This window comes from Virgibacillus siamensis (assembly GCF_039522605.1).
GTDB lineage: Bacteria > Bacillota > Bacilli > Bacillales > Amphibacillaceae > Lentibacillus > Lentibacillus siamensis.
On the sequence record NZ_BAAADS010000016.1, the window covers coordinates 92,344 to 106,880 of the forward strand.

Sequence of the window (14,537 nt, forward strand, 5' to 3'; positions counted from 1 at the left end):
CACTCCTATGAAAAAGTTGTGCGCATAGCGAGCTCGGTCATCACAAGCATTGCCTGGTACGCTTCGAGAATATCTTTCGCCTCAAATTGGACGATTGTCGTTCCGTCGATAAGTATGGTTCCAGGCATCAGATTTGCCCACTCAGCCTGTCCATGATTATTAAACTCGATTTTGAGTATTGGATTTTTTGGCGGAATCAGTGGTTTTACCTGATCACGGTTTTCCAGTGCCCGGCTGACTTTCGCCGTCAGCAGTTCACCGGATTTTTTCGGTGTCATACTCTTAACAGCTGATCTGGATATTGTTTCTTTGACAGCAGCTGTTGTAACGTTTGGAATGAATGCCTCCGCTTCTTTAGCTGCCTGATCATCACCCGCAACCATCAATACCGGCACACCAAAATGACCGGCGACATAAGCATTAAAGCCAAGCTCACCAATCGGCTTGTCATTGATATAAAAATTTCGCACCGCGTGGATCATCGCATGTGACATTACCCCAAAATGACCTGCTTGTGCATGATACCCGACAAACATTGCCCCGGCATAGGTATGATCAATTCCCTGCATCATCGAAAGCGGTTTCACTTCTCCGGTTATTAAAGCTGCATCCGGATGCAGCTGATCAATCAGGATATTATTCATTTTTGAATGGCTGTCATTGATTAAAACATCGGTACACCCCGATTTAAATGCTGCATCAGCCACATAGTTGGTTTCATCCGTCATGATTCTGCGTGCCCGTTCATAGTTATGTTCGCTTGAATCCACATATGTATAATCAGGCAGACCGGTTATTCCTTCCATATCGACAGAAATATATAACTTCATACAACTCCCCCCTCATTCATTTTGTAATTTTCTTTCAATTCTACCATATTATCTATGAAATTCAATGATAAATTTGAACTGTTTCCGTACATAAAAAACTCTGGCATTCACTTTCTTTTTTAGTGAATGCCAGAGTTTTTTAAATCATTTCATTTTTGACATTAGAAAACTTGGTTGTCACCAAGCCTTTAGGTGACAGCCATAGTTGCACTTATGCAGTAAGAAAGGATTTTATACTTTCATAACTGCTTAAAAAAGCAGATGCCTGATTCACACCTGCCTTTTTATATAAGATATAACTTCAATTGTTCAGTTCAATTCAGCGTGTAATCCGTCCGATTGAACATTCAGCTTTACTGGATCGCCTTCTTCATTTACTCGCTCAATGTCTGCACCCAGGGCAGCTAGCTTGCCTGCAAATTCAACATAGCCGCGGTCCAGGTGTTTTAATTCCGTAACCCGGGTAAATCCGTCTGCACGGAGGCCGGCTAAAATAAGTGCTGCTGCTGCGCGCAAATCCGTTGCAGCCACTTCTGCACCTTGTAATTCGCAAGGACCTTCAATAATGACACTGCGGCCCTCAATTTTCATCTTGGCGTTCATACGCCGAAATTCCTCGACATGCATAAACCGGTTTTCGAATACTGTCTCGGTAATAACGCTCGTGCCGTATGCACAAAGCATCAGTGCCATCATCTGTGACTGCATATCGGTCGGAAATCCGGGATGTGGCAGTGTTTTGATATCAGTTGGTTTCAAAATGTCCGGTCCAAGAACCCGAATACCATTATTTTCTTCCAGTATGGTTACGTCCATTTCCTGGAGTTTTGAAATGACGGAGCGCAGATGCTCACTTACGGCATTTTCAATTAAAATATTTCCACCTGTTATAGCAGCAGCGACCATAAAGGTTCCTGCTTCCACACGGTCCGGAATAATTGCATGTTCCGTGCCATGAAGTTCCTCAACGCCTTCAATTCGGATTGTCTCCGTGCCTGCACCAACAACCTTTCCGCCCATTTTATTAATAAAGTTTGCCAGGTCGACTATTTCAGGTTCTTTTGCACAGTTTTCAATAATGGTTTTTCCTTCAGCAAGTGCAGCGGCCATCATAATATTTTCCGTAGCCCCGACACTCGGCATATCCAGATAGACTTTTGCACCCTTCAAGCGTCCATTTGATTCCACCTCAACAAAGCCATTGCCAACATGCACGTGTGCGCCCATTGCTTCAAAGCCTTTTAAATGCAAATCAATTGGACGTGACCCGATTGCACATCCGCCAGGCATCGCCACTTTCGCATGTCCATAGCGGGCCAATAACGGTCCCAGAACAAGCACAGAAGCACGCATTTTCCTTACATATTCAAACGGTGCCTCCGTTGTCAATGGATTGGATGCATCAACATGCACCGTATTATTTTCAAAATGTACATTCGCATTCATATTACGCAAAACTTCATTGATGGTATACACATCAGCCAGGACCGGAACGTCATGAATAGCACTGTTTCCTTTGCTTGCTAGGATGCTGGCAGTGATAACAGGTAAAACTGCATTTTTTGCACCTTCCACCTTTACATTACCATTAAGTTGATTCCCGCCTCTTACGATGATTTTCTCCATATTTTAATTCTCCTTATGTTACATTTTCACTATATTAATATTCATTAATCAGGATAGGTGTGCCAATTGTAAGTTCTGTATTCCCGTTTTCACCTTTATTCACCGCCATTTGGAAATTCAACGGCCGATCTCCAACGTCAATCTTTTGATTCCATAGTGGTGTATACCCGTAAAATATTTTTTTAACCGTGGAATTTTTTACGGTATCATCCTGTTTCTTCACATGTTTCAAATTCAACGTCCGCTTCAGATTATTAAAAACATAAACACCATTCATTTTATCATTAAATGATGTTTCAATACAAGCAAATTTTGTCGGATTACCGGTGAAATAATCGTTTTTAATCGAATTGATGCGATTAACGTATTTTTCCCGTACAGACTTGTTCCAGACATCACCCTTAACAACTGCAATGAACTGTACATTGTATGTCGTATCCTTAGGAAAAATAACATTATAATATTCGGAAATACCATTCGTTTTTTGCACGTGTCTAACTGAATATTTTATAGTGTTCGCATCCTCTTCTCCAGAGACTAAATAACTATTTTTCGCCCGGAATCTGTCCAATATTTTTTCAGCATGTGCATACTCAATTGTTTCTTTCAATGTAACCTGCCACTGATCCACTTCCAGGTTACTATCAGCTATCACCTCTGCCAAATCTGTCATTGGATCAGACTGTACAGACACAGCAACAGCATTGTTTGCGGCTAGTAATAAAATTAAGGTTATCAGTACAATTTTTTTCATCATTAAAAATCCCCCTCGAAATCATACAATCAGTATGAACGGGGGGACTGGTAAACATACTATATTAAACTGTCAATCTATCGACATTATTTGTGATGGATGATCAGCTGACATCAGAATAGAAAAACCAGATCACTGGACCATTGCAGGAAGCTCAGGAAAAAGTTGCTGATCGACGTACCAACTGCGATCGCTATAAAAAGCAGTAAGATTTTTGCTTCCATCGCCCGTCCTTTTCTAATTAGGGGATCAAAATTTATCGTCTGCATGACCCTCCACGTAATAAAGATAAAAACCAAATGTGATATCATACTAAAAAGTGCCATTTGTCCAATCGAAAACATTTCCTTCACTCTTTCCGGATTCTAATTTAAAATTGCTACCTGTTACTTTGCCATGTATGGCGACGCTTGTCAATCAGGACCGTTTACGTTGTGCCCCGACTATTTCTATCATTTCCCGGGAAATAACGACAATAATTTCCGAACCTCAGCGGATTTATTGCAATTCAATTTGTGGCGGTTGCTGAACTATAGTACAGCAGATATTAGGATGGAGAACGGTTGATGTTTTGCTTCTTGCGGTCGGTGTTCTGTCTTCTGCGGTTGATGTTTCGCTTCTTGCGGTTGATATTCTGCCTTCTGCGGTTGATGTTTCGCTCCGTGCGGTTGATATTCTGCCTTCTGCGGTTGATGTTTGGCTCTTGCGGTTGATATTCTGCCTTCTGCGGTTGATGTTTCGCTCTAACTGTTGATGTTTAGCCCTGGCGGTTGATGTTCTGACTATTGCAGTTGATGTTTCGCTCCGTGCGGTCGATGTTCTGACTATTGCAGTTGATGTTTGGCTCCGTGCGGTTGATGTTCTGACTATTGCGGTCGATGTTTGGCCCTGGCGGTTGATGTTCTCCTTCTTGCGGTCGATATTCCACCTCTAGTGGTTGATGTTCCGCTTCTTGCGGTCGATATTCCACCTCTAGTGGTTGATGTCCCGCTTCCCGCTATTGATATTCCGCGTCTAGCGATCGATATACCACCCCGAGCAATCCATGCCCCGCCGGAACTCGCCAATGCAGATCAAAAAATGAAAAAATCCCTCATAACAATCGTTACAAGAGATTTTTTCGTTACTGAGCGATATCTAAACGGTTCATTGCTCGTTTGAGTGCTAATTCTGCCCGTTGGAAGTCGATGTTTTCTTCTTTGGCCTGGAGGCGTTTTTCAGCTCGTGTCTTTGCTTCTTCTGCGCGGGAAACATCAATATCTGATGGTCTTTCGGCAGATTGAGCAAGGATAGTGGCTTTCTCTGGTCTGACCTCCAAGAATCCTCCGCTGACGGCAAGCTTTTCGGATCCATTGCTGCGCTTCAATCGTACTACACTGATTGTTAATGGAGCAACAGTCGGGATGTGCCCGGGCAGTATACCGAGTTCCCCGCCTTCTGCCCGGCAGCTTACCATTTCAAAATCATCTTCCAATACTGGCCCATCAGGAGTAACAACACTCACAGTTAGTGTTTTCAATGTAACCCCTCCTCAGACAGGTAGAATGCTGGATATAATCCACGGTACGGTACAAACATCCGAGATGGAAGTATATCCAGTTTTTGTCATACCTTTACGTCTTCGTTATTATTCTGGTTTGGCTACCGGCAATGAAATAGAGAACAGCCCATACATCGCCGGTCAGTCGCCTGTGTTCTTCTTTATTCCAGGTCTTTCGCTTTTTCAATTACATCTTCTATGCGTCCAACCAAACGGAACGCGTCTTCCGGCAGGTCATCATGCTTCCCGTCGAGAATTTCACGGAAGCCTTTTACGGTTTCGCTTACTGGTACATAAGAACCTTTTTGGCCGGTAAACTGTTCAGCAACGTGGAAGTTCTGTGACAGGTAGAACTGGATGCGGCGTGCACGTGCAACGACGAGTTTGTCTTCATCAGAAAGCTCATCCATACCAAGCATTGCAATAATATCCTGCAGTTCTTTGTAGCGCTGCAGTGTTTGCTGTACTTCACGTGCCACATCATAATGCTCCTGGCCGACTACTTCAGGGTCCAATGCACGTGATGTTGATGCAAGTGGATCTACGGCCGGATAAATACCTTGCTCGGAAAGCTTACGGTCAAGGTTCGTTGTTGCATCCAAGTGTGCAAACGTTGTTGCCGGTGCAGGGTCTGTATAGTCATCGGCAGGCACGTAAATAGCCTGGATTGATGTTACTGAACCTTTGTCTGTTGTTGTGATTCGTTCCTGCAATTGTCCCATCTCGGTAGCAAGTGTCGGCTGATACCCAACAGCTGATGGCAAACGGCCGAGCAGCGCGGAAACTTCCATACCTGCCTGTGTGAATCGGAAAATATTATCGATAAATAACAGAACGTCCTGTCCTTCCTCATCACGGAAATATTCAGCCATTGTTAAGCCGGTCAGTGCAACACGCATACGTGCACCAGGTGGTTCGTTCATCTGTCCGAACACCATGGCCGTTTTTTTGATAACGCCGGAGTCACTCATTTCATAATAAAGGTCATTACCTTCACGAGTACGTTCTCCAACACCCGCGAAAACGGAAATACCGCCATGCTCCTGTGCAACGTTGTTAATCAGTTCCTGGATCAGAACGGTTTTACCAACGCCGGCACCACCAAACAAACCGATTTTACCACCTTTTGTATATGGTGCTAACAGGTCAACAACTTTGATGCCTGTTTCCAGGATTTCTGTTTCCGTTGTCAAGTCTTCAAATTCCGGCGGCTGGCGGTGAATTGGATCTTTGCGCGTATCCGCCGATAATGGTTCTTCCAGGTCTATTTTATCGCCTAGTACGTTAAATACACGGCCAAGTGTTTCATCCCCAACCGGTACGGAAATTGCCGCACCTGTGTCTACTACTTCCATACCCCGCTGCAGACCATCAGTCGATGTCATCGCAATGGTACGGACCGAGTTGTCACCAAGATGAAGTGCTACCTCTAATGTAAGGTCGATATCCTGGCCGTCCACATTGGCTTTGATCGTTAGCGCGTTATAAATTTCAGGGAGATTGTCATCATCAAAACGTACGTCAACAACCGGTCCCATAACTTGTGTAACGTGTCCTTTGCTCATCGATTTCCCTCCTAACTTACTTTCGAACTGGTCAAAGAGCTATTCCAGTGCAGCCACACCGCCGATAATTTCGGTAATTTCCTGTGTGATTTCTGCCTGGCGTGCACGGTTGTACGACAATGACAGGTCATCGATAATTTCATCCGCATTATCGGTTGCACTGCGCATTGCGGTCATCCGTGATGCATGCTCACTGGCCTTTCCGTCCAATAATGCCCCGTAAATAAGGCTTTCCGCGTATTGCGGCAGCAGAACTTCAAGGATTTGCTCCTGATCTGGTTCATATTCATATTGACTTCCGTATGCAGATTGTGTTTCCACATCTGTAATCGGCAATATTTGTTTCGATGTAACTTCATGTGAAATTACATTTATATAATGGCTGTAATTTAAAATCAGCTTATCAATTTCTTCGTCAACAAACATTTGAACCGTTCCCGATGCAATGGCTTTTATATCAGCGAAATCAGGCTGATCACCAAGTCCCGTTATGTTTTTGGCAATTGGCATGTTTCTCTTTTTGAAAAAATCATAGCCAACCCGTCCGATAGCAATAATCGTGTATTCATCTTTTGAACTGTGCTGCTCATTGATTGTTTGATACACTTTACGGAGCACACTATTGTTATAGGATCCCGCCAAACCACGGTCGGACGTGATAACCACATAGCCGGTCTTTTTAACGTCACGCTCCTGCAGCATCGGATGCTTTGCACTCTTGTTGCCGTTCGCAATGCTGCCGACCACTTCCTGCATCTTCTCGCTGTATGGTACAAATTGTTTTGCATTCATTTCAGCCTTGCTCAATTTTGAAGCAGATACCATTTCCATTGCCTTCGTGATCTGTTTCATTTTGGTTGTTGATTGAATACGTGCTTTTATATCGCGTAATGATGCCAAGCTTTTTCACCGCCCTTTCATGAAAAGGTTGCGTGTTCCTCGTTTATTTATCTGAAGGTAGAAATTTCTTTTTAAAAGATTCTACTGCATCGTTCATGTCATCAGCTTCCGGAAGTTTTCCTGTATCGCGAATGGATGCGAGCAGCTCTTTACGATTGTCATCGAGCCAAATGTGGAATTCTTCTTCAAAGCGTGTAATATCTTCTACTGGAACATCATCAAGGAAGCCTTTTGTCAATGCATAAATAATCATAACCTGCTTTTCAACAGCCATTGGTTTATGCAATCCCTGCTTCAGAATTTCAACTGTACGTTCACCACGCCCCAGTTTTGCTTTGGTTGCTTTATCAAGGTCTGACCCGAACTGGGCAAATGCTTCCAGTTCACGGAATGATGCCAAGTCAAGACGCAATGTACCGGCAACTTTTTTCATCGCCTTAATTTGTGCGGAACCACCAACACGGGATACGGATAAACCTGCGTTAATCGCCGGACGTACACCGGAGAAGAATAAATCTGACTGCAGGAAAATCTGTCCATCCGTAATAGAAATAACGTTCGTTGGGATATACGCACTGATGTCGCCTGCCTGAGTTTCAACAAATGGCAGTGCAGTCAAAGAACCGCCGCCTTTTGCATCACTAAGCTTTGCTGCACGTTCCAATAAACGGGAGTGCAGGTAGAATACATCCCCTGGGAATGCTTCACGACCTGGAGGACGACGCAACAGCAATGAAAGTTCACGGTATGCCGTCGCCTGTTTGGACAAGTCATCATAGACAACAAGTACATGCTTGCCGTTGTACATAAATTCTTCACCCATTGATACACCGGCATATGGTGCAAGGTAAAGCATTGGTGCAGGGTCTGATGCACCTGCAGATACAACGATTGTGTTATCCAGTGCGCCATAACGGCGGAATGTTTCAACAGTGCTTCTGACCGTTGATTCTTTCTGACCGATTGCAACGTAAATACAAATCATGTCCTGGTCTTTCTGATTCAAAATGGTATCAACTGCTACTGTTGTTTTACCTGTTTGACGGTCCCCGATAATCAATTCACGCTGACCGCGTCCAATTGGTACGAGTGCGTCAATTGCCTTAATACCTGTTTGCAGCGGTTCATCAACCGATTTACGATCCATTACACCAGGTGCAGCTGATTCAATCGGGCGTGTTTTGGATGTTTCCGCAGGTCCTTTGCCATCGATTGGCTGACCAAGCGAGTTAACAACACGACCAAGCAGCTCCTCACCGACAGGTACTTGCATGATTCTTCCTGTACGGCGAACTTCATCGCCTTCTTTAATTTCTGTAAACGGTCCAAGGATGACAATCCCGACGTTTGATTCTTCAAGGTTTTGTGCCAAGCCCATGACACCATTTGCGAACTCGAGAAGCTCACCGGCCATCACGTTATCAAGACCATGAGCACGTGCAATACCGTCACCGACTTCGATAACTGTGCCGACATCGCTCACTTCAATTTCCGAGTCATAATTCTCGATTTGCTGTTTAATCAGACTACTGATCTCTTCAGCTTTGATGCTCATACCATTTCACCCCTATCTTCTTTAGTTTGCAATACCTATATTTCGCTCGAGCCGTTGCAATTTGCCACTGATGGTTCCATCATAGATCGAATTTCCGACACGTACTTTCACACCGCCGAGTACGGATGGATCCACAACGTTTTGCAGCTTGACCATTTGTTTGTTCAACCGTTTCGCAAACGTTTTTTCAAGCTGTTCCCGTTCATCATCTGACAATTCACGAACCGAGTATACAGTTGCTTCAGCGATTCCTTTTGCATCATTCATCAGTTTTATATAGTGATCAATAATAGAAGGAATAACTTCAGTACGATGGCGTTCAACCAAAATTTTCAGTGTGTTCTTTACATTGACCGAAAAATCGTTGAACACGTCACCGATAAATTGTTTTTTCCGGCTATTACTGACGCGGGGATGCTCCAGAAATGCATTCAATTCATGATTAGTCCGGAAAATTTCTCCCAGCACATCAAATTCTTCCATCAGCTGTTCTGTTTTGCCTTGCTCATTGGCAATCTGGAAAAGAGCGTCTGCATAACGATTGGCAACTACTGCTTCACTCATCGCTCTTCTCCTGCCTCTTTAATATATTCGTTGATCAGTTCTTCCTGATCCTGTGCACTAATTTCTTTTTCAATAACCTTGCTTGCGATCAGAACAGATAATGAAGCAACTTTATCCTGCAATGCCTGGATTGCTTTTTCTTTCTCATTTTGAATTTCTTCCTGTGCAGCCTGCCTGATTCGCTCAGCCTCTTCTTTTGCGGACTGAACAATCTCCTGCTCCTGCTTAACACCGGTACGTTTTGCATCCTCAATGATTTGCTGCGCATCCTGCTTCGTCTGTTTCAATTGAGCTGCAGCTTCTTCCTGCGCTTTTTCAGCTTCTTTGCGGCTGTTTTCAGCGGATTCTATTTCATTGGCCACATATTCTTCACGCTGCTGCATAATCCCCATTAGGGGTCCCCACGCAAATTTGCGAAGCAGCAACAATAGAATAATGAAGAAAACAAGCTGAACAAGCATATCTCCAACATGGAGCCCGCCGATTCCGGCATATATTGTAGAAAATCCAGTGGATGTCGGCACAGTATTCACTCCTTCCATCTAACATTTCAGCAATTCATATTCCATGTGCAACATAAAATGGCGAAGAAATCTTCTCCGCCTATTCTGTTCGTCTACTACATAACCATAAATGCGATAACGACTGCGATGATCGGCATAACCTCAACCAAACCTACACCAATAAACATTGTCGTTTGAAGCTGTCCTTTAAGCTCCGGCTGACGGGCAATCCCCTCAACTGTACGGCTTGCAATAAGACCGTTACCAATACCGCCACCAACTGCGGCTAATCCAACTGCGATTGCTGCTGCTAATACTCCCATTTGAAAATCCTCCTCAAGAAATGTTTGTAATTTTTATTAATCCTGCATGAACAGGTTTATTACCAATTATTCGAAATAAATCTTAATGATCATCACTGAACTTTTGCGATAAGTATACTAATGTCAGCAATGTAAAAATAAATGCCTGGATGGCACCGATAAAGATACTGAATCCTTGCCATGCCAACATTGGAATTGCACCACCGATGAATCCAACGGCTCCTGAAGTCATCAATCCTGCGAGTAATCCAAGTAATACCTCACCCGCATAAATGTTACCGAATAACCGGAGACCCAGTGTCAAAGAGTTGGCAAATTCCTCGATTATTTTGATTGGGAAAAATATTGGGAACGGTTTGAAGAATCCTTTGAAATACTCCTTGCCGCCCTTGACTTTGACACCGTAGTAGTTTGATAAAATAATTACCATCCCCGATAATGTCAATGTCACTCCCGCATCAGATGTCGGTGATTTCCACCATAATTCATTGCCGAATGTTGCCAATGTAAATACACCCATCAGGTTACTGACAAAAATGTATGTGATCAGTGTCAGTGCCATTGGCAGAAAAATCCTGCCTGTACTCCATTCCATCGTATCATTGACCATTCCCCGTACGAAGTCAATAATCCACTCCATCACATTCTGGGCCCCGGTCGGTTTCATTTGCAGGCTTCTGGATGCCAGCAAACAAATGACAAATACAATGGCTGAAGCAATTATAATCATCAGAACGTTGGACATATTAAAGTCCAGCCAGGAAATACCAAAAACATCTTCTATGATTGGTGCTTCATGATCCACTTTTTCACCCCTCTCTCATTACTTTTTAAATTCAGATACAAAAAAATCTGCAAGAATGACAATATAGGATGTCATTAGTCCAACTACTACTGCTATAATGTGGAAATGTTCTTCAAAGCGAAGTGCTATCAATACTGCCAGTGCGACTGACGCAAGCCTCCCCAATGTGCCAACACCTTTTACTTTCTTATTTTCGGCCACTGCTTCTCCTACATCATCAATCTTTTTTTGCAGAAGCCATAAATTGTAAAAGCTGGCTGTGCTTCCTAACAGGAGTCCGAGGAAAATTCGCGGATATGGAGTAAAGCCGGCCCCCAGCACCAATATTGCAAGTAAGTAAAACATCCATTTTCGCTGACGGGTTATCATAAGATCATAGTTTGACATGATTTGACTCTTCTCCTGATTATGTTGTGCAACCAGTCAGCATTGTTGTTGAACCCAGACTGGATTGCCGCCATCCACATTAGAAAAACCTGGTCGGCCCATTACATCAGGGCAAAAAAAATCCAGGGTAGATTCCTCATAAATTTTAAGAAGCAATGTGAGGTATATCACTGCAGTGGTGGAATGATTTTTTATACTAAGTAAGATTTTTCTACTAAAAAACACAATTATTTCAGTTTACACTGAAAACCTTACCATTCCACACTACGCTAGTGTACATTAGCCACAGTCCGATGTCAATTACAATATGACATCAAAAAAAGTTTGTCTGCTGCCAATTTTACACAATCAAATTTCAGCTGTTTTCGACAACTTTTTCGCTACTGTGGCATACACAGCCTGACCGCATTCCGTTTGAAAATTCTTTTACACTGTACATTATAAATGATAGTTGTTGTCTAGAAAATGACGATTCTGTGAACGGTGATTGAAGTTTATCATTTTATAGCCGGAATGCGGATACTAGGGTTTTTTCACAATGGTCACCTCTGTTTGGTGACTTTCAATTTGGCCGTTTTTCAAATGTACGGTAATGACGGCATGGTATTTACCCGGTTTTCCAAGCTCGGACTTTTTTAAGTGCCCCTTGACCATTCCTGCTTCAACATCCTCCATTTTTAAAAAGGTCCGGTCATAGATAAGCGTATCCGGATTATACAGATTCACCTCAACGCTTTCCGCAGGCTCGGTAACATACATCTGATACATGTACTTCTCATTAGAAAATGGTTTCAGCGAAAAACCGAAGCCCATTGCCTTTGGATAATCGGCAGTTTGATTAATAAACAGATATGGAAGCTCATATGTTTTATCATCCTGCTTTAAGGTCAGCCAGCCCTGGTGAATGCCATTATCCAAAAGACTGCTGTTGACACTAAGTTCCACCGGCACTTTTCTCGTTTCCCCTGACGGAATGGTGAAGGAAAGCGGTAAATGCCACATGATGCCCCGCTTCATATCGGGAGTTTTAAATGTATAGGTTTGCTGGTGTTTACTGGTGTTTTCGACTTTTAAATGAATCGTTTTCGTTTCTTTATAGGAATCAATCTTCCCATACGACAGCAGCGGGTTGTACAAAATGGAAGTGGTGTTGATCGCTGCTTTTGGATTAATTTCCCCCATCCCCTGAATAATCGGGCTGATTGGCGTGTCGTTTTTTCCACTGATTGTGTGTGCCGTTGTCTTCAAAGCCCCACTTATTTGTTTCGTTGACCAGTCAGGATGCGCTTCCCTGATTAAGGCTATCGCACCACTGACATGCGGTGCGGCCATACTCGTCCCCTGCAGCTGCATATACCCGCCCGGCACCGTGCTCAAAATGTTGGTTCCCGGCGCACTGACATCCGGTTTGAGATCCCAGTTGACGGTTACCGGACCACGCGAACTGAATGCGGCAATATCCAATTTAGTTGTCGCATAATTGGTGTCCATATATAAATGGTTATTTTTTGTATGCTGAAGCAGCCATTCCCCTTCGTCTTTCGTAACCGACGCGACTGGAATGCGAACAGGGTTGCCTGTGTTTTCAACCGATCCGCGAAAACTTCCCTTCGTATTATTGTAAATCAGCACGGCAATTGCACCAGCTTCCTCAGCCCGCTTTGCCAATTTATAAAATGGTACTTTGCCGCGCTCGATCAGTGCTATTTTTCCCTGCACATTTTTCCCGGAAAACGGTGCTACCTCGTAATCAGTCGTGAATTCCCAAGGCTGTGAACCTGCCATCAGCGTCAAGGGGATTTTTTTATCAAGCAGACTCTCTTTTAAATACGGGACCTTTTGCGGATGAGCCGCCGCTCCGACTGAAATGGCCTTCGCGGCTGTTGCGGGTGATCCGACTGTCCATTTTTTCGGCCCGCTGTTGCCGTTCGCGATCACCACTGTCACACCTTTTTCAACCGCCCGATTAACCGCCACACTCGTCGGAAAATCCGGACCATTAACCGCATTTCCGAGTGAAAGATTGATGACATCCGCCCCATCGAGGACTGCCTGCTCGAGTGCAGCAATCACCTGTACCGATGTCCCGCGGCCGCCTGGACCAAGTGCGCGATACGCATAGATATCCGCATCAGGCGCAACGCCGGTCATCTGTCCATCAGCCGCAATAATTCCCGCTACATGTGTCCCGTGCATCGTAGGAATCCCCTGTGATTTAAGGGTCTCCATCGGATCACCATCCAGATCAACCAGGTCAAACCCATCCTTATAGTTTTCGGTGAGATCCGGATGGTTGTATGCGATCCCGGTATCAATCACGGCAACCTGCACTCCGTCACCGGTATAGTCAGTATTGTTGATTGCTGCCGGGATCACGGCATTTTTTTTCATTGATTCGGTCAGTTTGCCCGGTTGTTGTGAGCGGGTTACATTCGTTTCAAAGACGGTCGTCGGATGTATTGCTTTTATAAAATCCAGCGATCCCATCCGCTCAAACCGCTTTGGTGATGCTTTCAGCGCGATTCCATTAAACAGCGTGTCATAAACCGCAATCACTTCAACGTACGGATAGTGGTTGTTAATATATTGTTTATGCTCGTGCGGGTCGCCCTCCACCTCGATGATGACGGATGCCTTGTTATTATTATTGTCGCTTGTTTGATTTATTGCTGCGTCGGTGGTTGATGGCAGCAGTGAAATTGCGGTCAAAATTAGAATCATTATGTAGCGCATGCATCATGTCCCCTTTTTGCGGTTAGGTTTTGTAAAAAAAGGAAAATCATGCATTGGCGAGGTGCGAATTTTTGCGCTCGAAGGTGAAGCGCCGGATAATGATCCAGTGCGGTTGATGTTCGCGTTCTGCGGTTGATGTTTGGCCCCGTGCGGTTGATGTTTGCCTCCGAACGGTTGATGTTCACCCTCTTGCAGTCGATGTTTGCCTCCGAACGGTTGATGTTCACCCTCTTGCAGTCGATGTTTGCCTCCGAACGGTCGATGTTCGCCCTCTTGTGGTCGATGTTTGCCTCCGAACGGTTGATGTTCGCCGTCTTGCGGTCGATGTTTGCCTCCGAACGGTTGATGTTCGCCGTCTTGCAGTCGATGTTTGCGTTCTGCGGTTGATGTTCGCCTCCGTGCGGTCGATGTTTTCCAAATTCATGTAGCTGCACTTCCACCATTCCACAAGA

The 14,537-nt window shown here is 44.3% G+C and carries 15 protein-coding genes; all 15 read right to left on the reverse strand.

Annotated features, from left to right (window positions below; all coding sequences use genetic code 11):
- Nucleotides 1–5: 5 nt before the first annotated feature.
- The 15 genes from ABD010_RS11640 to ABD010_RS11710 all read right to left on the reverse strand — a co-directional run bounded on the left by ABD010_RS11640 (nt 6) and on the right by ABD010_RS11710 (nt 14,519).
- A complete protein-coding gene (locus tag ABD010_RS11640; protein WP_343813184.1) occupies nt 6–830 on the reverse strand; it encodes a M55 family metallopeptidase in 825 nt (274 codons plus the stop codon).
- A 309-nt stretch (nt 831–1,139) separates the two neighbouring features.
- Entirely contained in the window at nt 1,140–2,456 is a 1,317-nt protein-coding gene (murA, locus tag ABD010_RS11645) for a UDP-N-acetylglucosamine 1-carboxyvinyltransferase (RefSeq protein ID WP_343813186.1), read from the reverse strand.
- Nucleotides 2,457–2,490: 34 nt separating this feature from the next.
- On the reverse strand, nt 2,491–3,213 hold the full coding sequence (locus tag ABD010_RS11650; protein WP_343813188.1) for a YwmB family TATA-box binding protein: 723 nt from the start codon (nt 3,211–3,213) through the stop codon (nt 2,491–2,493).
- 110 nt (nt 3,214–3,323) lie between these two features.
- Complete coding sequence (locus ABD010_RS11655; protein WP_343813190.1) at nt 3,324–3,554, reverse strand: DUF1146 family protein; 231 nt, start codon at nt 3,552–3,554, stop codon at nt 3,324–3,326.
- Between the two features lie 779 nt (nt 3,555–4,333).
- Entirely contained in the window at nt 4,334–4,729 is a 396-nt protein-coding gene (locus tag ABD010_RS11660; RefSeq protein ID WP_343813192.1) for a F0F1 ATP synthase subunit epsilon, read from the reverse strand.
- Nucleotides 4,730–4,911: 182 nt separating this feature from the next.
- Nucleotides 4,912–6,315, reverse strand: a complete 1,404-nt coding sequence (gene atpD / locus ABD010_RS11665; RefSeq protein ID WP_343813194.1) for a F0F1 ATP synthase subunit beta — start codon at nt 6,313–6,315, stop codon at nt 4,912–4,914.
- Between the two features lie 39 nt (nt 6,316–6,354).
- The gene (atpG, locus tag ABD010_RS11670; RefSeq protein WP_343813196.1) at nt 6,355–7,215 is read right to left on the reverse strand and encodes an ATP synthase F1 subunit gamma; all 861 of its coding nucleotides are present in this window, start codon (nt 7,213–7,215) and stop codon (nt 6,355–6,357) included.
- A gap of 43 nt (nt 7,216–7,258) precedes the next feature.
- Entirely contained in the window at nt 7,259–8,770 is a 1,512-nt protein-coding gene (gene atpA / locus ABD010_RS11675) for a F0F1 ATP synthase subunit alpha (protein ID WP_343813198.1), read from the reverse strand.
- A gap of 21 nt (nt 8,771–8,791) precedes the next feature.
- Nucleotides 8,792–9,334: a F0F1 ATP synthase subunit delta gene (locus ABD010_RS11680; protein WP_343813200.1), complete on the reverse strand. Its 543-nt coding sequence runs from the start codon at nt 9,332–9,334 to the stop codon at nt 8,792–8,794.
- Nucleotides 9,331–9,876: a F0F1 ATP synthase subunit B gene (atpF, locus tag ABD010_RS11685; RefSeq protein WP_343813202.1), complete on the reverse strand. Its 546-nt coding sequence runs from the start codon at nt 9,874–9,876 to the stop codon at nt 9,331–9,333. Before atpF ends, ABD010_RS11680 begins: the two co-directional genes overlap by 4 nt.
- Nucleotides 9,877–9,953: 77 nt before the next feature.
- Nucleotides 9,954–10,160, reverse strand: a complete 207-nt coding sequence (gene atpE / locus ABD010_RS11690; protein ID WP_174614935.1) for a F0F1 ATP synthase subunit C — start codon at nt 10,158–10,160, stop codon at nt 9,954–9,956.
- An 82-nt stretch (nt 10,161–10,242) separates the two neighbouring features.
- Complete coding sequence (gene atpB / locus ABD010_RS11695; protein ID WP_343813207.1) at nt 10,243–10,965, reverse strand: F0F1 ATP synthase subunit A; 723 nt, start codon at nt 10,963–10,965, stop codon at nt 10,243–10,245.
- 18 nt (nt 10,966–10,983) lie between these two features.
- The gene (locus ABD010_RS11700; protein WP_343813209.1) at nt 10,984–11,352 is read right to left on the reverse strand and encodes an ATP synthase subunit I; all 369 of its coding nucleotides are present in this window, start codon (nt 11,350–11,352) and stop codon (nt 10,984–10,986) included.
- Nucleotides 11,353–11,874: 522 nt separating this feature from the next.
- Nucleotides 11,875–14,085, reverse strand: a complete 2,211-nt coding sequence (locus tag ABD010_RS11705; RefSeq protein ID WP_343813211.1) for a S8 family serine peptidase — start codon at nt 14,083–14,085, stop codon at nt 11,875–11,877.
- Complete coding sequence (locus ABD010_RS11710; protein ID WP_343813213.1) at nt 14,073–14,519, reverse strand: hypothetical protein; 447 nt, start codon at nt 14,517–14,519, stop codon at nt 14,073–14,075. The genes ABD010_RS11705 and ABD010_RS11710 overlap by 13 nt, the downstream gene beginning before the upstream one ends.
- Nucleotides 14,520–14,537 lie beyond the last annotated feature (18 nt).

Coding starts and splice junctions, on each gene's coding strand:
- ABD010_RS11705 (WP_343813211.1), bottom strand. CDS start 14,085: ATGCGCTACATAATGATTCTAATTTTGACCGCAATTTCACTGCTGCCA.
- ABD010_RS11640 (WP_343813184.1), bottom strand. CDS start 830: ATGAAGTTATATATTTCTGTCGATATGGAAGGAATAACCGGTCTGCCT.
- atpA (WP_343813198.1), bottom strand. CDS start 8,770: ATGAGCATCAAAGCTGAAGAGATCAGTAGTCTGATTAAACAGCAAATC.
- ABD010_RS11655 (WP_343813190.1), bottom strand. CDS start 3,554: ATGTTTTCGATTGGACAAATGGCACTTTTTAGTATGATATCACATTTG.
- murA (WP_343813186.1), bottom strand. CDS start 2,456: ATGGAGAAAATCATCGTAAGAGGCGGGAATCAACTTAATGGTAATGTA.
- ABD010_RS11700 (WP_343813209.1), bottom strand. CDS start 11,352: ATGTCAAACTATGATCTTATGATAACCCGTCAGCGAAAATGGATGTTT.
- ABD010_RS11680 (WP_343813200.1), bottom strand. CDS start 9,334: ATGAGTGAAGCAGTAGTTGCCAATCGTTATGCAGACGCTCTTTTCCAG.
- atpD (WP_343813194.1), bottom strand. CDS start 6,315: ATGAGCAAAGGACACGTTACACAAGTTATGGGACCGGTTGTTGACGTA.
- ABD010_RS11650 (WP_343813188.1), bottom strand. CDS start 3,213: ATGATGAAAAAAATTGTACTGATAACCTTAATTTTATTACTAGCCGCA.
- atpE (WP_174614935.1), bottom strand. CDS start 10,160: ATGGGAGTATTAGCAGCAGCAATCGCAGTTGGATTAGCCGCAGTTGGT.
- atpF (WP_343813202.1), bottom strand. CDS start 9,876: ATGGAAGGAGTGAATACTGTGCCGACATCCACTGGATTTTCTACAATA.